This window comes from Variovorax sp. VNK109, assembly GCF_049445855.1.
Classification (GTDB): Bacteria; Pseudomonadota; Gammaproteobacteria; order Burkholderiales; family Burkholderiaceae_C; genus JAGOCV01.
Genome location: NZ_JBMSDV010000002.1, coordinates 293,627 through 311,866 on the forward strand (window position 1 = coordinate 293,627; position 18,240 = coordinate 311,866).

Consider the following 18,240-nt stretch of genomic DNA (forward strand, 5'->3'; position numbering starts at 1 on the left):
ATCAGCCCGCGGGCTGGTTCACCATTACGAGCTTTCCCTTCACGCCGCGCGAGCCCATGTGTGCGTATGCCGCCTTCAGTTCGCTCATGGGCATGGTGCGGTCGATGACCGGCTTCACCTTGCCTTGCGTATACCAGCCGGCAAGCTCGGCCATCATCGCGGCGTTGGCCTTCGGCTCGCGGCGCGCGAAGTCTCCCCAGAACACGCCGACAATCGACGCGCCCTTGAGCAGCGTCAGGTTCAGCGGCAGTGAGGGGATCGGGCCGGACGCGAAGCCCACCACCAGATAGCGTCCGCGCCACGCGATGGACCTGAACGCGGGCTCCGCGAAGTCACCGCCAACTGGGTCATAAATGACGTCCGGCCCTTTGCCGCCCGTGGCCACCTTGATGGCCTCACGCAGATCACCCTGGCTGTAGTTGATGGTCTCATCCGCGCCGAGCTGCTTGCACAGCGCGCACTTCTCGTCGGTGGATGCCGCAGCGACGACACGCGCACCGACAGCCCTGGCGATCTGGATCGCAGCCGTCCCCACACCGCCCGCCGCGCCGAGGATCAGAACGGTCTCGCCGGCCTTGAGTTGTGCACGGTCCACCAGTGCATGGTGCGAGGTCGCGTAGATCATGATGAACGCGGCCGCATCCACGGCGGGAAAGCCGGGTGGCAGCGGCATGCACAGCGCAGCCGGCGCGACGGTGTGTGTGCCGAAGCCACCCGTGCCCGACAGGCACGCCACACGTTGGCCGGGCTTGAGATGGGTCACGCCTTCACCCACGGCCTCGACGACGCCTGCGTACTCCGAGCCGGGGACGAAGGGCAGGGGCGGCTTCATCTGGTATTTGTTCTGCACGATCAGCAGGTCGGGAAAGTTCAGGCTTGCCGCTTCGATGGCGATGCGCACTTCACCCGCCTTGGGTTCGGGCGTGGGCAGTTCCTTCCAGGTCAGTGCGTCGACGCCGACGGGGTTCTCGCAAAGCCATGCGTGCATGGATGTCTCCAGGTTGCTGTTGGAATGTGGCTGTCCATCATAGGAGCAGCCCGGGGACAGGATTGTCCCGGTCGCGACCTACAATTTGGGGCACTCTTTCCTGCCCATGAAAATCCTCATCTCCAACGACGATGGCTTCCAGGCTCCGGGCATCGTCGCGCTGTACGAAGCGCTCAAGACGGTGGCCGAAGTCGAAGTCGTCGCCCCCGAGCACAACAACAGCGCCAAGTCGAATGCGCTCACGCTGCATTCGCCACTTTATGTTCACAAGTCGCACAACGGCTTCCGCTACGTGAATGGCACGCCGGCCGACTGCGTGCATATCGCACTCACCGGCTTGCTGGACTACCGGCCCGATCTCATCGTCTCGGGCATCAACAACGGCGCCAACATGGGCGACGACACGATCTACTCCGGCACCGTAGGTGCTGCGATGGAAGGCTACCTTTTCGGCATTCCCGCCATTGCGTTCTCGCAGATCGAAAAGGGCTGGCGCGAAGTGGAGTCCGCTGCGCAGGTGGCGCGCGAGTTCGTTCAGCAGATGGACCAGCAGAAGCTGCTGGGCAGTTCACCCTGGCTGCTCAACGTGAACATTCCGAACAAGCCCATCGCTGAACTCAAGCCCATGAAGATCTGCCGGCTGGGGCGTCGCCATGCGGCCGAACGCGTCATCACGCAAGACAGTCCGCGCGGCGAGACGATGTACTGGATCGGCAGCGCCGGCCCGGCAAAGGACGATGCGGAGGGCACGGACTTCCATGCAACTGCCAACGGTCACATTGCAGTCACGCCGCTACAGGTCGACCTGACCGATCACGACAACCTGCGCTACTGGGCACAGACCGTCTCGAAGATTTCCGACGCCAACGAGGGCGCGCCGTGACGACACGTCGTCCGTCGTTTCCCGCGAAGTTGCCGGGCAGTTCACCCGTGCCGGCAAAGAAGGTGACGGCGACACTGCAGCCGCGAACGCCACCAGTTGCACCCAGCGGCGTTGGCCTCGATTCAGGGGCTGTGCGTGCACGCATGGTCCAGAAGCTTGCTGCGCAGGGCGTAAGTCATCACAAGGTACTGGCCGCGCTGGGGGCCGTCGAACGTCATCGCTTTGTCGACTCTGCCCTGGCCGGGCAGGCCTATGAAGACACGAGCCTGCCGATCGGTTTGGGGCAGACGATCTCCAAGCCCAGTGTCGTGGCACGGATGATCGAGCTGATGCTCGATGCGCCGCTCTGGTCGCAAGCGGATGCGAATGCCCATTCGAATGCGAAGGCACCACAGCGCGTGCTCGAGATCGGCACGGGCTGCGGTTATCAGGCCGCGGTCCTCAGCCAGGTCGTGCGCGAGGTGTACAGCATCGAGCGTTTGCGCGGCCTGCACGACAAGGCGCGCGAGAACCTGCGCCACTTCCGTCTGGCCAATGTGCATTTGCTCATGGGCGATGGAATGCTGGGGTATGCGAAGGGTGCGCCATATGCTGCCATCATCGCGGCTGCGGGCGGCGAAGCAGTACCGCAGGCGTGGATCGACCAGCTGGCCGTAGGCGGCCGTATCGTCGCGCCGATGCAGTCGGCGACAGGTCAGCAAGCCCTTGTCGTGATTGACAAAACGACACACGGACTGCAACAAAGTGTTCTTGAGACGGTCCACTTTGTCCCTCTAAAATCGGGCATCGCTTGAAGGAAACATTTATGCGCGTGATTCGCAGCCGGGGACAGAATTTGGCAGTGCTTTTGCTGGTGGGCGTGGTCCTGGCCGGGTGCACTTCCAGGCCCCAGCGTGCGCCGGTCGAAGACCGTGGCAGTTCGGCGGCCCGTCCCCTTCCGGCGGTTGTCGTGGAGCCCGCAGCCAAACAGCCGCCGGGCTTCGAGAACGCAGGCAAGCCGGGGTACTACACGGTCAAGCCGGGCGACACACTCATGCGTATCGGCCTGGACACCGGACAAGCCTGGCGCGACATCGTTCGCTGGAACAACATCGAGAACCCGAACCTCATCGAAGTGGGGCAGGTGCTGCGTGTCGTTCCGCCGACCGCCGCAGTTGCTGCCGTGTCGCCATCCACGGCCCCGGCTGCAGCGCCTGCCGCCAGCGAATCGGGCGTTGTCACGCGACCGATCACTTCCGGCTCGGCAACGCCTGTTGCACCCGGTAGCGCGCCAGCCGCTGTGCCCGCGCCTGCACCGGCCGCTGCGCCTGCCGCGCCTGTGGCATCGGGGCCTGACGAACTTCCCTGGATGTGGCCCGCCAGCGGCTCCGTGCTCGCGGGCTTCGACGAAGTGCGCAACAAGGGATTGGACATCGCCGGAAAGCAGGGCGACCCGGTGCTGGCCGCTGCCGAAGGGCGCGTGGTCTATGCCGGTGCGGGCCTGCGTGGCTACGGCAACCTGATCATCCTGAAGCACAACAACACCTATCTCACGGCTTATGCCCACAACCAGACCTTGCTGGTGAAGGAAGAGCAGAACGTGCAGAAGGGCCAGAAGATTGCCGAAATGGGCAGCAGCGACGCAGATCGCGTCAAACTGCATTTCGAGATCCGCCGCCAAGGCAAGCCGGTTGATCCGGCGCGCTATCTGCCGTCGAGGTAGCGATGGCAGCGCGCAACGGTCACCGCAAGACTGCAGTGCCGGATGCGCAAGAAGACGCGCGCGAGCAGCGCGTGACCAAGGCGGCCGAAGAAGCGCTCGGTGAAGCGGGGGACATCCTCACGCTTTACCTGCGTGAGGTTCGCCGCACCGAACTGTTCACCCCTGAAGAGGAATTCGAAGCCGCCACGCGTGCGCGCAACGGGGATTTCGCGGCGCGGCAGTCGATGATAGAGCACAACCTGCGCCTCGTGGTGAGCATTGCGAAGGGCTATCTCGGGCGCGGTGTTCCGCTGGCCGATCTCATCGAAGAAGGAAATCTCGGGTTGATGCATGCCATCGACAAGTTCGAGCCTGAGCGCGGTTTTCGCTTCTCGACCTATGCGACCTGGTGGATCCGCCAATCCGTCGAACGCGCGTTGATGAACCAGAGTCGTACCATCCGTCTTCCGGTGCATGTGGTGCGCGAGTTGCAGCAGGTGTTGCGTGCCCGGCGCGCGCTCGAGAACGACGAGGCCTTGCTCGCACGCAGACCTGATGGCGTGCGCGTCGAGGACATTGCATCCTTCCTCGGCCGCGACGTGAACGAGATCGCCGAACTCATGGCGTTGACGGAAACACCGAAGTCGCTCGATGCGGCCGTCGATGCCGGCGGCGACGAACATACGCTCGCCGACAGCGTTGCAGACGAGGAAAGCGCCGACCCTGCCGGCGTGACGCATGCGCACGAGATGGAGCGTCTGCTGGCCGGCTGGATCGAAACGCTCACGCAGCGCGAACAGGAAGTGCTGGAAGGCCGCTATGGCTTGCACGACCGCGACCCGGAAACGCTGGAAGTCCTGAGTGACCGGCTTGGGCTGACGCGTGAACGGGTGCGGCAGATCCAGAACGAGGCACTCGTCAAGCTCAAGCGCCATCTCACGCGCCGGGGCATCGACCGCGACGCGCTGTTCTGAAACCGCTGCGTGACGGCCTGCCACATGAGGGCCTGCTAAAGTGCGCGCCATGAGCTGGCCCGTCCTCGTCTTCGACATCGAATCCATCCCCGACATTGCTGGCCTGCGTGCCTTGAGGGGCAGTCCGCCTGACGCGACCGATGCGCAGGTGTACGACGGCTGGCTGGCCGAGCGCAAGGAAGCGGGGCAGAGCGACTTCATGCCGCTGTACCTCCAGCGCATCCTCGTGATCTCGTGCGTGTTCCGCAACGCGGAGGGGCTTCGCGTGCATTCGTTCGTGGACCGTGACGACGCGAGCGAGGGCAAGATCGTCCAGACCTTCTTCAACACCATCGAGAAGCACGTGCCGCAGCTGGTGAGCTGGAACGGCGGCGGCTTCGACCTGCCCGTATTGCACTACCGGGGCCTGCGCCATGGCGTCGTGGCCGACAAGTACTGGGACCTCGGCGACGACGACCGCGAGTTCAAGTGGAACAACTACATTGCCCGCTATCACATGCGCCACATGGACTTGATGGACGTGCTGGCGATGTACCAACCACGTGCCAATGCGCCGCTGGACGCGATGGCCAAGCTCTGCGGCTTCCCCGGCAAGCTCGGCATGGACGGCTCGATGGTCTACTCGGCCTACCGGGATGGCCAACTCGAAGACATCCGACGTTATTGCGAGACGGACGTGATGAATACCTATCTGATGTACTGCCGCTTCCAGAAAATGCGCGGCGGCCTTACCGAGAAGGAATACGACCAGGAGATCGAACTGGTGAAGGGCACGCTGGCGGAGCTCTCCACCTCCGAGGCACACTGGACGGAGTACCTGGCGGCCTGGCGCTGAGCGGCAGCGCGGCCGCTCGGGGCGCTCTGGCCGTCATGGCGACGGATTCAATATCTCGTCGTAGCCACGACCCTTGAACTCGAGCAGATCGAAGCCGTGGCCGAATGGATCGGCGAAGCCGGCAATGCGGCCCCACTTCCGGTCTTCGACCGCATGTTCCAGAACCGCGCCCGCCGCAACGGCGCGGGCAACGGCTGCATCGATGTCGGTGACCGTGAAGTCCAGATGCACGGGTGTCCAGTGGCGCGCATAGCTGCGGCGCTGCGCATGTGATTCACCCAGGGGCGCGGTGCCCGAGGCATTGGCCAGCAGGTCGATCGGGCTGCTCGCCCCCAGCAACTCCGCCCAGTCATTGCCCAGCCGACGTGCGAGCCGCAGGCCGAGCGCCTGCGTGTAGAACGCGATGCCGCGCTCCAGCGAGTCGACGTCGATGCAGATTCGAATTTCCGTGGGTGCGTCCATGCGATCTCCTTGCGCCCCATCCTAGCCTGAGACAATCCGGGATATGACAGGAATCAAAGAAGAAACCCCCACGCTCCCCGAAGGCTGGCTCCACGTCGATGCATTGGACATCGAGGCGCAAGGTGTTGCCCGCAAGCCCGACGGCAAGGTGGTGTTCATCGACGGTGCATTGCCGACCGAGCTGGTGAGCGCGACCACCATCCGGAAGAAGAACAACTGGGAGCAGGCCAACCTCACGGCCATCCACCGTGAATCGTCGCAACGTGTGCGGCCCGGCTGTCCGAATTTCGGCCTGCATGCGGGCGCCTGTGGCGGCTGCAAGATGCAGCATCTGCACGTGAACTCGCAGGTGGCCATCAAGCAGCGTGTGCTCGAGGACAACCTGTGGCACCTCGGCAAAGTGAAGGCCGAGACGATTCTTCGTCCCATCGAAGGTCCGGCCTGGGGCTATCGCGACCGGGCGCGTCTCTCTGTACGCTATGTGCACAAGAAGGGCGCGGTACTTGTCGGTTTCCACGAGCGCAAGAGCCGCTACGTGGCTGACATGAAGGTCTGCCCGATCCTGCCGCCTGCCGTCAATGCCATGCTGGTGCCGCTGCGCGAGCTCATCGGCAGCATGGACGCGCGGGAAACCTGTCCGCAGATCGAAGTGGCATGCGGCGAGGGCGTTGTCGCGCTCGTGCTGCGCCATCTGGAGCCGCTCAGCGACGCCGACAAGGACCGCCTGCGTGCCTTTGCTGCGGCGCACGCCGATGTCGGTGTTCAATGGTGGCTGCAACCCAAGGGGCCTGACACCGTGCGTCTGATGGACGAGGCCGCGCAACTGTCTTACAGCCTGCCGGACTTCGGCATCGTGATGCCATTCAAACCGACCGACTTCACCCAGGTCAATCCGCACATCAATCGCGTGCTCGTGGCGCGTGCGTTGCGACTGCTGGCCGTGCAGCCGGGGGAACGCGTGATCGACTGGTTCTGCGGGCTCGGCAATTTCACATTGCCCCTGGCGACACAGGCCAGCGAGGTGTTGGGTATCGAAGGCAGCGAGACGCTGGTCGCGCGTTCACGCGAGAACCTGCGTGGGAACGGGGAACGCAGGGCAAGGCAGGGCTTGCCGCCGCTGGCGCCCACGAACTTCGTGGCCCGTAACCTGTTCGAGATGACCCCCGAACTGCTGACAGCCGACGGCGTCGCAGACCGGTGGCTCATCGACCCGCCACGCGAAGGGGCATTTGCCTTGTCGAAGGCGTTGGCAGACCTGCATCTGCAACCCGAGCTGCGCAACGGATGGGTGCCACCAAAGCGCATCGTCTATGTGAGCTGCAATCCTGCGACGTTGGCCCGCGACGCGGGCTTGCTGGTTCATCAGGCCGGCTACCGGTGCACGGCAGCGGGGGTGGTGAACATGTTCCCGCACACGGCGCACGTGGAGTCCATCGCGGTTTTCGATCTGGCCTGAAGGCCGCACTTCAGGTTTTTGACGGCGCATGAAAAACGGGGCCCGAAGGCCCCGTTCCTGGGTCAGCGCGAGGTCGCTCAGTCGCGTTCGCCACCGAAGATGCCGAGCAGGGCCAGCAGGCTCTGGAACACGTTGTAGATGTCCAGATACAGGGCCAGCGTGGCGCTGATGTAGTTGGTTTCGCCGCCGTCGATGATGCGCTTCACGTCATACAGCATGTAGGCGCTGAAGATGCCGATGGCCGCGACCGAGATGGCGATCATGCCGGCGGACGAGCCGACGAACACGTTGATGATGCTGCCCACGAAGAGCACGATCACGCCGACGAACAGGAACTTGCCCATGCCCGACAGGTCGCGCTTGATCACGGTGGCCAGGCTTGCCATGGCGAAGAACACGGCAGCAGTGCCGCCGAAGGCCGTCATGACGAGTTGCGAACCATTGCTGAAGCCCAGCACCATGGCGATCAGGCGCGAGAGCATCAGGCCCATGAAGAACGTGAAGCCCAGCAGCACCGGCACGCCGGCGGCAGAGTTCTTGGTTTTTTCGATGGCGAACATGAAGCCGAAGGCGCCCACCAGGAACACCACCAGGCCCACGCCGCCCGACAGGGCCGTGGTGATGCCGGTGGCAACGCCGATCCACGCGCCGAGCACGGTGGGGATCAGGCTCAGGGCGAGCAGCCAGTACGTGTTGCGCAAAACGCGGTTGCGCTGCTCGACGCCGTAGCCGTAACCGGCGGTCTGGTTGAAAGTATTCACTTGATCATTCATGTCGGTTGCTCCTTCAAGGTGCTGCAACGTGCAGTAGCGTGCACACAAGGTGCATTTGGGCGCATTCTAGGGTGATTCAAGAGGAAAGCCGAAATACCCGTGAGGCGGCTTCCTATTTTTCGTAAGGGTACTGAGGTCACGGCAGTTTTACGCGGGCGGTGCGTATTGCAGCGCATCATTTGCCTGTTGTTACCGTTATGCTTGCAGCCATCCATTTTCATTCTTTGTTTGTCTCAATCACTTCACCTGTCATGAAAACCAAGTCCTTCCTCGAACTGTCCGACGTCAAGGCCATTGCGGCCGCCGCCGAGGCCGAAGCGGTCAAGAACAATTGGGCCGTCACGATCGCCATCGTCGACGACGGAGGCCATCTGCTGTGGCTGCAGCGGCTGGACGGCGTGGCCGCGATTTCTGCGGAAATTGCGCCCGCGAAGGCGCGTACATCTGCGCTGGGCCGTCGAGAAAGCAAGGGTTATGAGGACATGATCAACGGCGGTCGGGTTTCCTTCCTGAGCGCGCCTGCGCTGTCGGGCATGCTCGAAGGCGGCGTGCCGATCGTGAAGGATGGTCAGTGCCTGGGCGCTGTGGGCGTCAGTGGCGTGAAGTCGAATGAAGATGCCCAGATTGCCAAAGCCGGCATTGCCGCCATCGGCCTTTGAGTTGTCACGGCAAGTTGACCTGCTCAAAGAAAAAGCCGACCCGAGGGTCGGCTTTTTGTTGGGCGCGGAAAAAAAGCTTGGCTGGACGGGCGAACCCGTTGGCTAGCAAAAACGACCCTTGGAGACTTGAAAAAGTCTGCTGAGTCGCCCCACGATGAAACTTATTTGGTCAGGATGAGCTTGCCCAGCTTGGTGGACTGCAGTCGATAGACGGATCCGTTGTGCTGGATGGTGACGGCCTTGTTGCCGCGCAGGAGCTCGCTGCTGTCCAGCGTGGTGCCTGCGACGCCGTCGCCGCCCGAACGCAGCATCCCTTCCTGACTGGTGAGGCCGGGCATGCCCATCGCTTCGGTCAGTGCTGCAACGGAGGAAGAGGGCGTCGATGCGTACATGTCATTCACCTTCTGTGTAATCAATATCTAAATGATAATTGTTCGCATTTAAAAGTCAAGCGGCTTACGCAGATATCTGCGTATTAATTTGTGTCGCTCAGGTCTTGGGTTCGGTGATGAAGCCGATCTTGCGCAGACCGGCCCGCTGCGCCGCCGCCATGGCCTCGGCCACGCGCTCATAGCGCACGGCCTTGTCGCCACGGATGTGCAGTTCAGGCTGCGGTTCCTTTCCGGCGCCTTCACGCAGCAGGGGTTCGAGTTGCGCGTCTTCGATACGGGCTTCGTTCCAGAAGTAGTGGCCGTCGGCATCCACCGACAGGCGGACGGTTTCCGGCTTGGTGTCCTGTGGCTGGTTGGTTGCACGCGGCAGATCGACGTTGACCGAGTGCTTCATCACCGGCACGGTGATGATGAAGATGATGAGCAGCACCAGCATGACGTCCACCAGTGGCGTCATGTTGATCTCGTTCATCACCTCGTCTGCATCGTCCTGTGTTCCGAAGGCCATGATCTCAACCCTTCTTGATGGGGCGCACGGTGGCGGCAGCGCTGCTGCCCACGCGGGCACCCGTCACGAAATAGGCGTGCAGGTCGTGGGCAAAGCTGTTGAGCTTGCTGAGGACGCCCTTGTTGCCGCGCACGAGTGCGTTGTAGCCCAGCACGGCTGGAATGGCGACCGCCAGGCCGAGTGCCGTCATGATCAGCGCTTCGCCCACGGGGCCTGCTACCTTGTCGATGGTGGCCTGGCCGCTGGCACCAATGCTGATCAGTGCGTGGTAGATGCCCCAGACGGTGCCGAAAAGACCGACGAAAGGTGACGTGGAGCCCACGGAAGCCAGGATTGCCAGGCCCGATTGCGCACGCGAAGTGAACTCGTCGATGGTGTTGCGCAGCGTGCGCGTGACCCAGTCGCTCACATCCAGCGCGTCATGCAGATGCGCCTTGGTGTTGCGATGGTGGGCCGTGGCTTCGCGGCCTTCGAGGGCCAACTGGCGGAACGGGTTGGACGGATCGTTGCCCAGCTTGTCGAGACCAGCGGCGAAATCCTCGCTGTGCCAGAAGTCGCTGGCAGCCTTGGTCTGCTTCTTGTACTTCATCAGGTCGATCGTCTTGATGATGATGACCATCCACGACGCCAGCGACATGACGAGAAGGAGGATTGCCACGCCACGCGTGACCATGTCGCCCTGATTCCAGACGTGGGCGAGACCGAATTGCGATTCCATTGAAAACTCCAGAGACAGAATTAGTTCAGGACCCAGTTGATGGGTACGTCGAATGCCATGGGAACAGCAACGCCAGCCCGCTTGCCGGGTACGTAGCGCCAACGCATGACGGTTTCCAGCGCGGCCTGGTCCAACCGGTCGAAACCACTCGATTGTTTGATCTTGGCTTCCTTGGGGAGACCGTCGATGCCGATCAGCACGTTGATGATCGATTTGCCTTGCTCACCCATCCGCTTGCTCATGTAGGGGTAAGCGGGCTTGGGGTTCTGCAGATAGTCTGCATTCGTACTGGGCAGTTCGATGCGCGGCGGCGCCGGGGGGGCGGCGGGCGCGGGTGCTGGCGCGGCTGCGACCACAACGGGAGCGGCGATCGGCGGGGCCGGCGGCTGCGGCTCCAGCGAACCCATGGGCGCGTTCGGCGCGGGCGTCGGGTCCGCAATGGCCACGGGCATCGGCGGTGGCGGAAGTGCGGGGGCCTTGGCAACGGTGCGCTTCACGGGCTTCGGAGGCACGGGTGGTGGCGGGGGCTCCACCTTCGGACGAGGCGGCTCGATGAACTCGCTCATGATCGCCACGGGCACGATGATCTCGACCGCACGCTGCAGCAGGCCGGACTGGATGGCCCAGAGCGCCGCCACGTGGAAGGCGACCACGCCGCCGGCGATGGCGGCATTGCGGCTGATCACGGGGGCGGGGGGACTGCTGAACGAGGACATAAGTGACGGGCGGTATCGGCCCGCGACAATGACGGGCTATTGCTTGCGGAAAATCCACCAGGCCGAGAGTACGACCAGTATCAGGCTACCGCCAAGGGTTGCGATGAATTCCATGCCCTGCTTTCCGTGATGGATGTGGCGAGCTGAATGGCGGCAACCGGATGCGACGCATTGCATTGCGCCACGACGTCGCGCGCACAGCCCTCGCATCGTCCGCATTGCGTGGCAACACCCAACTCAAGCTGGATGTCGTCGAAACCCAGGCCAGCACGCGCGTGACGAGCTATCTCACGGTCGGAAACGCGGTGACAAACGCAGACGATCATGACGGCAGTGGCTTTTGGCTAGCTGTGGATGATGCTGCTGATTATAAATGCGAATACATCGCATTTGCAATGCATTGTTGTCTGGCGGGTCAATCAGCCTGGCGTGCCATCTCAAATCTCAGCCCAGAGCCGGATGAGGTTGTGGTAGTGGGCGGTGAAGCCGACGGCCTCATCTGAATCACCGGATTTTGCACGTAGCCTCTGGATGTGCTGGTCCAGCTCGAACAGCATCGAACGCTTCCACGCTTCGCGAATCATGCTCTGGACCCAGAAGAATGAGCAGATGCGAGCGCCTTGCGTTACCGGCTCCACTCGATGCAGGCTGGTCGAGGGATAAAGAATGAGATCGCCTGCGGGTAGCTTCACTTCATGTGTGCCGTAGGTGTCGACCGCGACCAGCTCGCCACCCTCGTAGTCTTCTGGCTCGGTGAGGAACAGCGTGCATGACACATCGGTGCGCAGGGATTGGGCGCTGCCGGGTACGCCACGGATGGAGCCGTCGACATGGAGTCCGTAGTGCTCCCCGCCCTCGTAGCAGTTGAACAGCGGAGGCATGTAACGGTGAGGCAATGCTGCCGAGAAAAACAAAGGGTTGCTTTTGAGGGCTGCAAGAATGATTTCACCCAGTCGCGCGCCGACCGGCGAATGCTCTGGCAACTGACGGTTGCGTTTGACCAAGGCTCCCTGATCGCCGACAGTATGGCGGCCATCGACCCAATCCGTTGCGTCGAGTACCTCGCGGATGTGGCGCACCTGTTCTGGAGAGAGAACTTGAGGGACGTGCAGCATCATGGATGCGATCCTTCCTGAATGAAAAAGCCCCTCTATGGTAGAGGGGCTGTTCTGGCCGGCACTTGAGGCCGGTCATTGATCCATCAGAACGCGTAGGTTGCCGACAGGAAGGCGGAGCGGGGTGCGCCAAGCGTCATGCGTGTCCCCCCGTTATTGAGGGTCTGGATGTATTCCTCATCAAAGATGTTGTTCACGTTGAAGCGAATCGTCAGATTCCTGTTGACGGCGTACGAAGCCATTGCATCTGCCACCCAGTACGAGGGGATGGACGGCATGGGCTGCGTCGCGAGTGCTGCGCCAGCCGTGATAACGCGCTTCTGCTCGGACACGTGACGGGCGCCACCGCCGAATGTCCAGCCGCCAACGGCGTAAGTTGTCCACAGTGTCGCGGTCAGATCGGGAGACCAGCGTACGGCATCTGTAACGACGCCAGTGTTCGAAATCTGGTTCAGTTGTCTGGTCTGCATCTTTGCGATGCCAGCCATGACTTGCCAGCCGCGGGCGATTTCGCCGACGACAGACAGTTCGATGCCCTGCACGCGCGTCTTGCCGGTCTGGAAGTAGGTGGCCGAGAGCGAGTCATAGGTGACTTGTTTGTCGTTTTCCGTGCGGAAGATGGCGCCGTTCAGTGTCAGTTTCTTGTCCAGCAGCTCCCACTTGGTCCCGAGCTCTAGGTTGGTGGTCTTCTGGGGGTCCAAGGCCGGGCTGTCGGCGCTTGTTGTACTTGAACTCAGAACGAAATTACCGCTGCCCGGAGGCGTATACGAGGTGGCATAGGCAGCGTAGATGCTGCCGTTGCTCGCCGGCTTGTAGACCGTACCGATCTTCCAGGAGATCAGATTGTCGGAATCGCTGCGGTTGTCCGCGCCGAGTGCGCCGACCGCAACGCCCGGGTACTGCGCGGCGTTGCCGGCGGTCACAACAGTGGCGCCATTGAGTTTGGTGTTGTAGTGTTCGAAGCGCAGGCCACCGTTGAGCAACCACTGCTCGTTGAACTTCAGGGTGTCGAATGCGTAGAGGGCAGCTGTAGTCGTGCTGCCGTCGGAGTATGCGCCGGTGCCGTAAGGGATACCGAGATTGTCATTCGGGTTGGGGTTGTAAAGGTTGGCTGCGGGGTTGGAAATACCCGTGGCGCTGAAACTCAAAGCCTTCTGACGCTCGTACAGAAATTCAACGCCAGCGGACAGCGAGTGCTTGATGCCGCCGAGGTCAAAATCGGAACGAAGGTTGGTTTGGTTGGCCAATATCTCGTTGACCTGATCGGTGCGTTGGCGATTGCGGTTGACGGTCCATGTCGACGGATCTGCTGGGTCGACCGCAACAATACCTGCGCCGCCGGTGTTCACACCGGTCGTTACACGGTCCCACTTGGTCTTGCCATAGCGAGAAACGTTGGTAATGGTCGTGCCAGCGCCGAGGTCGTGCTCTATTTTGGCGGTGAACATGTCCGCTTCAGACTTTTCGTAGTCATTCACGCTGCCATAGAAATTGTCGCGCCGAACGCGAGCACCGGAGTTGATCACGCCCGTGGCGTTGTAGAAACCTGGCATGCCGATGGTGGGGATGCCGCCATCCGGCACATTGTCATTGCGCACGTGATAGCTGTAGAGGTACAGGCGCGTCGGAGTGTTGAGGCCGAAGGCGATGGAGGGAGCAATGCCATAACCTTTGTTCTCCACGTAGTCGCGACCGTCGACGCCGGAGTCCTGGGCCATGACGTTCAGGCGGATCGCGCTGGTTTCACCCAGCTTGCGGTTGAAGTCCGCTGTCGTACGGAGCTTGCTGGCGGTGCCCAGGCCTACCGTGCCGGAGAATCCGTTTTCAAGTGAAGGAAGCTTGGTGATCTGGTTGATGTAGCCGGATGCGCCGCCGCGGCCGATGTCGGCGCCCGCTGGACCTTTGACAACTTCGATCTGCTCAAGGTTGAACGTGTCGCGGGTGATCGCGCCGAGGTCACGGATGCCGTCGAGGAAAGTGGACGTCTGAGTAGAAAAGCCGCGCATCTGGAAGGCGTCGCCTTGCGAGGAGTTGCCGTTTTCACCCAGTTGCATGGTGATGCCTGGAGTGTTCCTCAGAGCTTCCATGAGCGTGCCAGCACCTTGTTCTTGAAGGATTTCCTTCTTGATGATCTGGACGGTTTGTGGCGTGTCTACCAGGGGTTGGGTGAATTTGGGGGAGGCAGATGTGTCGGCCTTGTAGATGTCCGTCGTCGCTTCCACCTTCACCTCGCCCAGCGTGCCACCGCTGGTTTGTGCCAGTGCCGGGGCGGCAATTGCCATCAGCGTGGCGGTGGCTGCGGTGGTCAGCGCATGCGGAGGCAGCGTGCGCGCGACGGCGTGTTTACGACTCTTGATGTAGGCCATGAAAGCTCCAAACGGGTAAAGAATTTGTGTTCCATGGCTTGCGGGAAAGACCGGTTGCGTGGCTTGGGGCCGTGCAGCTGTCTCGATGCTGGCTAGGAGTGGTTGTCGAGCACGACAATCAAACCGCAATGATAGTGATTCGCATTAATTTATGTCAACTTGTGTCAGTGGTTGTAGCGGCGCGCATCATTCTTTGTGGTGGTTCTGCCACGGTTGGATCGAAAAAAAAGGGAGCCGGAAGCTCCCTTGGTGATTGCCGCAACCGTTGCCAACGGTTGGCCAACGCTGATATCGGCCCGCTATCGACCCCCTATGGGGCGGCGGTTGCGCCGGCCAGACTCCACCCGCCACCCAGCGCCTTGTACAGATCCACCGCGGATGTCAGTCGGGCCAGGCGCAGTTGCACCAGCTGGTCCTGCGCCGAGAACAGTGTGCGCTGCGCGTCGAGCACGGCGAGCAGGTCGCCGACGCCTTCGCGGTAGCGCAATTCGGCCAGACGCAGCGCGCGCTGGGCTTGCTGGACGATTTCCTGCTGGGCCACTTCCTGGCGGGCATTGCGGTCGGCATTGCCCAGCCCGTCTTCGACTTCCTTGAGCGCCGTGCGCACGGAGCGGCCATAGGTTTCGACGAGCACGACGCGCTGCGACCGCGTGCTTTCGATCTGCAGACGCTGGCGTCCGTTGTCGAAGATGTTCTGCGCGAGTGACAGGCCCAGCGACAGCGTGGATGACGGATTGGACAGGTTCAGCAATGCCGCGCTGCTGACGCCGCCCGAAGCTGACAGCGAAATGCTCGGCAGCAATGCCGCACGCGCGACAGCGACGTTGGCGTCAGCCGCAGCCAACTGTGCTTCGGCAGAGGCGAGGTCTGGCCGTCTCGTCAGCAACGACGACGGCAGGCCGGGCGATACCTGCGGAATGGTCAACTGCTCAAGTCTTTCGGTCGGCGCCAACGCATTCTGTGGAATCTGACCGCGAAGCAGGGCGAGTGCGGAACCGAGTTGGCGCGCCTGGACTTCAAGCGGCAGCAAGGCGGTGCGCTGTGACAGCACGGTCGTTGTCTGTTGCGACACCTCCAGCGGCGTGGCGACACCGTTGCGGAATCGCGCCTGCACCACGCGCAGCACGCGCTCGGCGATGGCCAGGTTCTCGCGCGCGATCTGCAGGCGTGCCTGCGTTGCCAACTGCTGGAACCAGGTGTTGGCGACGCTCGCTGCCAGGGTCAGTCGTACGGTTTCGAGGTCATAGCGCGATGCAGAAAGCGAGGCCTGTGCGCCTTGCACGCCGGAAGCAATACGGCCCCAGAGATCCACTTCATAGCTCACCGACAGCGACGCACTCGAGCTGCGTCGGGTGCTGGGGTCGGCGTTCGGGCTGTCGCTGCGGTTGGTCGATGTGCCCACACTCGCACCCACGTTGGGCAGCAGGGAGACGCCGGCAACGCCCAACGCAATCTCGGCCTGCCGCACGCGCTCGGCGGAGATGCGTACGTCGGGGTTGGCGGCGAAGGCCTCGTTCAGCAGGGTGACCAGTTGCTGCGAGTTGAATCCGTTCCACCATTGGGCCGAAACGGAAGCACCGCCCGGCGCGACTTCAGACCAGGTGGCCGGCATCGCCACGTCTGGCCTGGTCGCAGGTTCCTGGACTGCGCAACCTGCAAGCAGGACGACGAAGGATGCGGCCAGTAATGACGACTGCAGGCGCGTCATGAGCAAAGGAGCAGAAGTGTTGCGGTTGGTCGTTTTCATCGCAGACCGTTCATTCGGACGCCAGCGCGACCACCGGGTCGAGCCGTGCTGCCTTCTGGGCAGGCAGGTAGCCAAAAATCAGGCCCGTGGCAAACGCACAGCCAAAAGCCAGCACCACGGGCATGAGGGAGTACTGCACGGGCGTGCCGAAGGCTTCGATCACCGCCGCCGTGCCCAGGCCGAATGCGACGCCGAGCACGCCACCGATGGCAGAAACCACCAGCGCCTCGATCAGGAACTGCTGCATGATGTTCCGCGTTCGCGCACCTGTGGCCATGCGGATGCCGATCTCGCGCGTCCGTTCGGTCACGCTCACCAGCATGATGTTCATCACGCCGATGCCGCCGACCAGCAGCGAGATGGCCGCGATGGAACCGAGCAGGATGGTCATCGTGTCCTGCGTTTCGGTGGCCGTGTCGATGATCGACGCCATGTTGCGGATCTGGAAATCCACCACGCCATGGCGCTCGGCCAGCAATGATTCCACCGCGCTCTGTGTCTCGTCGATGCGGCTCACCTTGTCCACGGCAATCGTCACGTTGCGCAGGTAGCGCTGACCCGACAGGCGCAACTGGCTCGTCGCATACGGCACCATGACCACGTCGTCCTGGTCGGAGCCGGTAGGCGACGCCCCCTTGGGCGAGAGGATGCCCACCACCTGGAAGATCAGGTTGTTGACCAGGATGTACTTGCCGATCGGCTCATCGCCATCGGGGAACAAGGCCTTCGCCGCCGTTTCGCCGAGCACGGCGACGGTTGCGTAGTTGGTGTCGTCGTCTTCGCTGAAGAAGGTGCCGCGCGCCACCGGCCACTTGCGCGCGATGGGAAAGCGGCTGGACGTGCCCGTCACGCTGCTGGCGTAGTCGATGCCGCCGTAGCGCAATGTCACGCTGCTGGTCTGCTCGGGAATGGCAGCCAGCACGTTCGGAACTTCGGCGTTGATGGCCGTCACGTCGGCCTGCACGAGCGTGGTGACGAAGCCGCGCTGGTTCGGCGCGCCGGGCCGTACGAGCAGCAGGTTCGAGCCCATCGCGCTGATGCGGTCGATGACCAGCTGCTTCGCGCCATCGCCGATGGCCAGCATGGCGATGACGGATGCCACGCCGATCACGATGCCCAGCAGCGTGAGGATGGCACGGAACACGTTGGCCTTGAGCGCTCGGAAGGCGGTCTTGGTCGCTTCCACGATTTCACCGATGGTTGAATGTTTGCCTGCGCGCGGCGTCCACGCCAGCGCCTGCGCCGCGTTGTCGGGCGCGGATGGGCCGGGGTCGGACGTGATGTTGCCGTCCTTGATCTCGATGACGCGGTGCGCGTGCGCCGCGACTTCCGACGCGTGCGTGATCAGGATGACGGTGTGGCCTTGTGCGGAGAGCTCCTTCAGCAGGGCCATCACATCGGCGCCGCTCTTGCTGTCCAATGCGCCGGTGGGCTCGTCGGCCAGGATGACGCGGCCGCCATTCATCAGCGCACGGGCGATCGACACACGCTGCTGCTGACCGCCGGACAACTGGTTGGGCCGGTGATGGCCGCGTTCTTCCAGCCCGAGCCGCGCGAGCAGTTCCTGCGCGCGGGCGTGGCGGTCCTTCGGCGGCACGCCCGCGTACACGGCCGGCACTTCCACGTTGTCTGCCGCCGTGCCGGTGGCGATGAGGTTGTAGCTCTGGAACACGAAGCCGAACGCGTCGCGCCGCAGCTCTGCGAGTTCGTCGCGGTCCAGCGACGAGACGTCGCGACCCATGAAGCGGTAAGTGCCTGTGGTCGGCTTGTCCAGGCAGCCCAGGATGTTCATCAGCGTGGACTTGCCGGAGCCCGACGCACCCATGATGGCCACGAGCTCGCCGGGATAGATCTTCAGGTCGACGCCGTGCAGCACACGCGTCGCCAGCTCCCCGTTGCGATACGTCTTGGTGACGCCGGAGAGATCGATCAGCGGCATGCCCTGACCGGCAGATGTCTGCATCGTG

At 62.7% G+C, this 18,240-nt stretch carries 19 protein-coding genes; 7 read left to right on the forward strand and 12 right to left on the reverse strand.

Translation table 11 applies throughout. The features are described 5' to 3' along the window. Window position 1: 1 nt before the first annotated feature. Window positions 2-988, reverse strand: coding sequence for an NADPH:quinone oxidoreductase family protein (locus ACO2Q9_RS08940; RefSeq protein ID WP_423310387.1), 987 nt, complete (start codon window positions 986-988; stop codon window positions 2-4). A gap of 106 nt (window positions 989-1,094) precedes the next feature. Here ACO2Q9_RS08940 and surE point away from each other — a divergent pair, with 106 nt between their 5' ends. From surE to ACO2Q9_RS08965, 5 genes are read left to right on the forward strand one after another with little or no spacing between them, the layout of a single operon-like run. After that, window positions 1,095-1,871: a 5'/3'-nucleotidase SurE gene (gene surE, locus ACO2Q9_RS08945; RefSeq protein WP_423310389.1), complete on the forward strand. Its 777-nt coding sequence runs from the start codon at window positions 1,095-1,097 to the stop codon at window positions 1,869-1,871. Then, window positions 1,868-2,665 (forward strand): protein-L-isoaspartate(D-aspartate) O-methyltransferase, encoded by a 798-nt coding sequence (locus tag ACO2Q9_RS08950; RefSeq protein ID WP_423310391.1) that lies wholly within the window; start codon window positions 1,868-1,870, stop codon window positions 2,663-2,665. Before surE ends, ACO2Q9_RS08950 begins: the two co-directional genes overlap by 4 nt. Window positions 2,666-2,676: 11 nt before the next feature. Next, window positions 2,677-3,573 (forward strand): peptidoglycan DD-metalloendopeptidase family protein, encoded by an 897-nt coding sequence (locus tag ACO2Q9_RS08955; RefSeq protein WP_423310393.1) that lies wholly within the window; start codon window positions 2,677-2,679, stop codon window positions 3,571-3,573. A gap of 2 nt (window positions 3,574-3,575) precedes the next feature. Continuing rightward, window positions 3,576-4,526 carry an RNA polymerase sigma factor RpoS gene (gene rpoS, locus ACO2Q9_RS08960; RefSeq protein ID WP_423310395.1) on the forward strand — a complete coding sequence of 317 codons (951 nt, stop codon included), beginning with the start codon at window positions 3,576-3,578 and terminating at the stop codon, window positions 4,524-4,526. 49 nt (window positions 4,527-4,575) lie between these two features. Continuing rightward, window positions 4,576-5,361, forward strand: coding sequence for a 3'-5' exonuclease (locus tag ACO2Q9_RS08965; RefSeq protein ID WP_423310397.1), 786 nt, complete (start codon window positions 4,576-4,578; stop codon window positions 5,359-5,361). A 33-nt stretch (window positions 5,362-5,394) separates the two neighbouring features. On the opposite strand, the gene ACO2Q9_RS08970 is transcribed toward ACO2Q9_RS08965, so the two are convergent. Beyond that, a complete protein-coding gene (locus ACO2Q9_RS08970) occupies window positions 5,395-5,823 on the reverse strand; it encodes a VOC family protein (RefSeq protein WP_423310399.1) in 429 nt (142 codons plus the stop codon). A gap of 43 nt (window positions 5,824-5,866) precedes the next feature. Between ACO2Q9_RS08970 and rlmD the strand changes: the two genes are divergently transcribed. Then, on the forward strand, window positions 5,867-7,279 hold the full coding sequence (gene rlmD / locus ACO2Q9_RS08975; RefSeq protein WP_423310401.1) for a 23S rRNA (uracil(1939)-C(5))-methyltransferase RlmD: 1,413 nt from the start codon (window positions 5,867-5,869) through the stop codon (window positions 7,277-7,279). Window positions 7,280-7,356: 77 nt separating this feature from the next. Here rlmD and ACO2Q9_RS08980 read toward each other — a convergent pair whose 3' ends face one another. Next, window positions 7,357-8,052: a Bax inhibitor-1/YccA family protein gene (locus ACO2Q9_RS08980; RefSeq protein WP_423310403.1), complete on the reverse strand. Its 696-nt coding sequence runs from the start codon at window positions 8,050-8,052 to the stop codon at window positions 7,357-7,359. Between the two features lie 251 nt (window positions 8,053-8,303). Here ACO2Q9_RS08980 and ACO2Q9_RS08985 point away from each other — a divergent pair, with 251 nt between their 5' ends. Beyond that, on the forward strand, window positions 8,304-8,711 hold the full coding sequence (locus ACO2Q9_RS08985) for a GlcG/HbpS family heme-binding protein (protein ID WP_423311224.1): 408 nt from the start codon (window positions 8,304-8,306) through the stop codon (window positions 8,709-8,711). A 161-nt stretch (window positions 8,712-8,872) separates the two neighbouring features. Here the strand turns inward: ACO2Q9_RS08985 and hemP are convergent, their stop codons facing one another. The 9 genes from hemP to ACO2Q9_RS09030 form a co-directional block, all read right to left on the reverse strand. Then, the gene (gene hemP / locus ACO2Q9_RS08990; RefSeq protein WP_423311226.1) at window positions 8,873-9,049 is read right to left on the reverse strand and encodes a hemin uptake protein HemP; all 177 of its coding nucleotides are present in this window, start codon (window positions 9,047-9,049) and stop codon (window positions 8,873-8,875) included. A gap of 151 nt (window positions 9,050-9,200) precedes the next feature. Next, on the reverse strand, window positions 9,201-9,611 hold the full coding sequence (locus tag ACO2Q9_RS08995; RefSeq protein WP_423310405.1) for an ExbD/TolR family protein: 411 nt from the start codon (window positions 9,609-9,611) through the stop codon (window positions 9,201-9,203). A 4-nt stretch (window positions 9,612-9,615) separates the two neighbouring features. After that, window positions 9,616-10,329: a MotA/TolQ/ExbB proton channel family protein gene (locus ACO2Q9_RS09000; protein ID WP_423310407.1), complete on the reverse strand. Its 714-nt coding sequence runs from the start codon at window positions 10,327-10,329 to the stop codon at window positions 9,616-9,618. A 20-nt stretch (window positions 10,330-10,349) separates the two neighbouring features. Then, window positions 10,350-11,045, reverse strand: coding sequence for an energy transducer TonB (locus ACO2Q9_RS09005; protein WP_423310408.1), 696 nt, complete (start codon window positions 11,043-11,045; stop codon window positions 10,350-10,352). 80 nt (window positions 11,046-11,125) lie between these two features. Continuing rightward, entirely contained in the window at window positions 11,126-11,371 is a 246-nt protein-coding gene (locus ACO2Q9_RS09010) for a (2Fe-2S)-binding protein (RefSeq protein ID WP_423310409.1), read from the reverse strand. A 111-nt stretch (window positions 11,372-11,482) separates the two neighbouring features. Continuing rightward, window positions 11,483-12,163: a Fe2+-dependent dioxygenase gene (locus ACO2Q9_RS09015; RefSeq protein WP_423310410.1), complete on the reverse strand. Its 681-nt coding sequence runs from the start codon at window positions 12,161-12,163 to the stop codon at window positions 11,483-11,485. Between the two features lie 83 nt (window positions 12,164-12,246). Beyond that, window positions 12,247-14,526 carry a catecholate siderophore receptor Fiu gene (locus ACO2Q9_RS09020; protein ID WP_423310412.1) on the reverse strand — a complete coding sequence of 760 codons (2,280 nt, stop codon included), beginning with the start codon at window positions 14,524-14,526 and terminating at the stop codon, window positions 12,247-12,249. 310 nt (window positions 14,527-14,836) lie between these two features. Next, window positions 14,837-16,273 carry an efflux transporter outer membrane subunit gene (locus ACO2Q9_RS09025; RefSeq protein WP_423310414.1) on the reverse strand — a complete coding sequence of 479 codons (1,437 nt, stop codon included), beginning with the start codon at window positions 16,271-16,273 and terminating at the stop codon, window positions 14,837-14,839. 10 nt (window positions 16,274-16,283) lie between these two features. Further along, window positions 16,284-18,236 (reverse strand): MacB family efflux pump subunit, encoded by a 1,953-nt coding sequence (locus ACO2Q9_RS09030; RefSeq protein ID WP_423310416.1) that lies wholly within the window; start codon window positions 18,234-18,236, stop codon window positions 16,284-16,286. Between the last annotated feature and the right edge of the window lie 4 nt (window positions 18,237-18,240).

Coding starts and splice junctions, on each gene's coding strand:
- ACO2Q9_RS08940 (WP_423310387.1), bottom strand. CDS start 988: ATGCACGCATGGCTTTGCGAGAACCCCGTCGGCGTCGACGCACTGACC.
- surE (WP_423310389.1), top strand. CDS start 1,095: ATGAAAATCCTCATCTCCAACGACGATGGCTTCCAGGCTCCGGGCATC.
- ACO2Q9_RS08955 (WP_423310393.1), top strand. CDS start 2,677: ATGCGCGTGATTCGCAGCCGGGGACAGAATTTGGCAGTGCTTTTGCTG.
- rpoS (WP_423310395.1), top strand. CDS start 3,576: ATGGCAGCGCGCAACGGTCACCGCAAGACTGCAGTGCCGGATGCGCAA.
- ACO2Q9_RS08965 (WP_423310397.1), top strand. CDS start 4,576: ATGAGCTGGCCCGTCCTCGTCTTCGACATCGAATCCATCCCCGACATT.
- ACO2Q9_RS08970 (WP_423310399.1), bottom strand. CDS start 5,823: ATGGACGCACCCACGGAAATTCGAATCTGCATCGACGTCGACTCGCTG.
- rlmD (WP_423310401.1), top strand. CDS start 5,867: ATGACAGGAATCAAAGAAGAAACCCCCACGCTCCCCGAAGGCTGGCTC.
- ACO2Q9_RS08980 (WP_423310403.1), bottom strand. CDS start 8,052: ATGAATGATCAAGTGAATACTTTCAACCAGACCGCCGGTTACGGCTAC.
- ACO2Q9_RS08985 (WP_423311224.1), top strand. CDS start 8,304: ATGAAAACCAAGTCCTTCCTCGAACTGTCCGACGTCAAGGCCATTGCG.
- hemP (WP_423311226.1), bottom strand. CDS start 9,049: ATGCCCGGCCTCACCAGTCAGGAAGGGATGCTGCGTTCGGGCGGCGAC.
- ACO2Q9_RS08995 (WP_423310405.1), bottom strand. CDS start 9,611: ATGGCCTTCGGAACACAGGACGATGCAGACGAGGTGATGAACGAGATC.
- ACO2Q9_RS09000 (WP_423310407.1), bottom strand. CDS start 10,329: ATGGAATCGCAATTCGGTCTCGCCCACGTCTGGAATCAGGGCGACATG.
- ACO2Q9_RS09005 (WP_423310408.1), bottom strand. CDS start 11,045: ATGTCCTCGTTCAGCAGTCCCCCCGCCCCCGTGATCAGCCGCAATGCC.
- ACO2Q9_RS09010 (WP_423310409.1), bottom strand. CDS start 11,371: ATGATCGTCTGCGTTTGTCACCGCGTTTCCGACCGTGAGATAGCTCGT.
- ACO2Q9_RS09015 (WP_423310410.1), bottom strand. CDS start 12,163: ATGATGCTGCACGTCCCTCAAGTTCTCTCTCCAGAACAGGTGCGCCAC.
- ACO2Q9_RS09020 (WP_423310412.1), bottom strand. CDS start 14,526: ATGGCCTACATCAAGAGTCGTAAACACGCCGTCGCGCGCACGCTGCCT.
- ACO2Q9_RS09025 (WP_423310414.1), bottom strand. CDS start 16,273: ATGAAAACGACCAACCGCAACACTTCTGCTCCTTTGCTCATGACGCGC.
- ACO2Q9_RS09030 (WP_423310416.1), bottom strand. CDS start 18,236: ATGCAGACATCTGCCGGTCAGGGCATGCCGCTGATCGATCTCTCCGGC.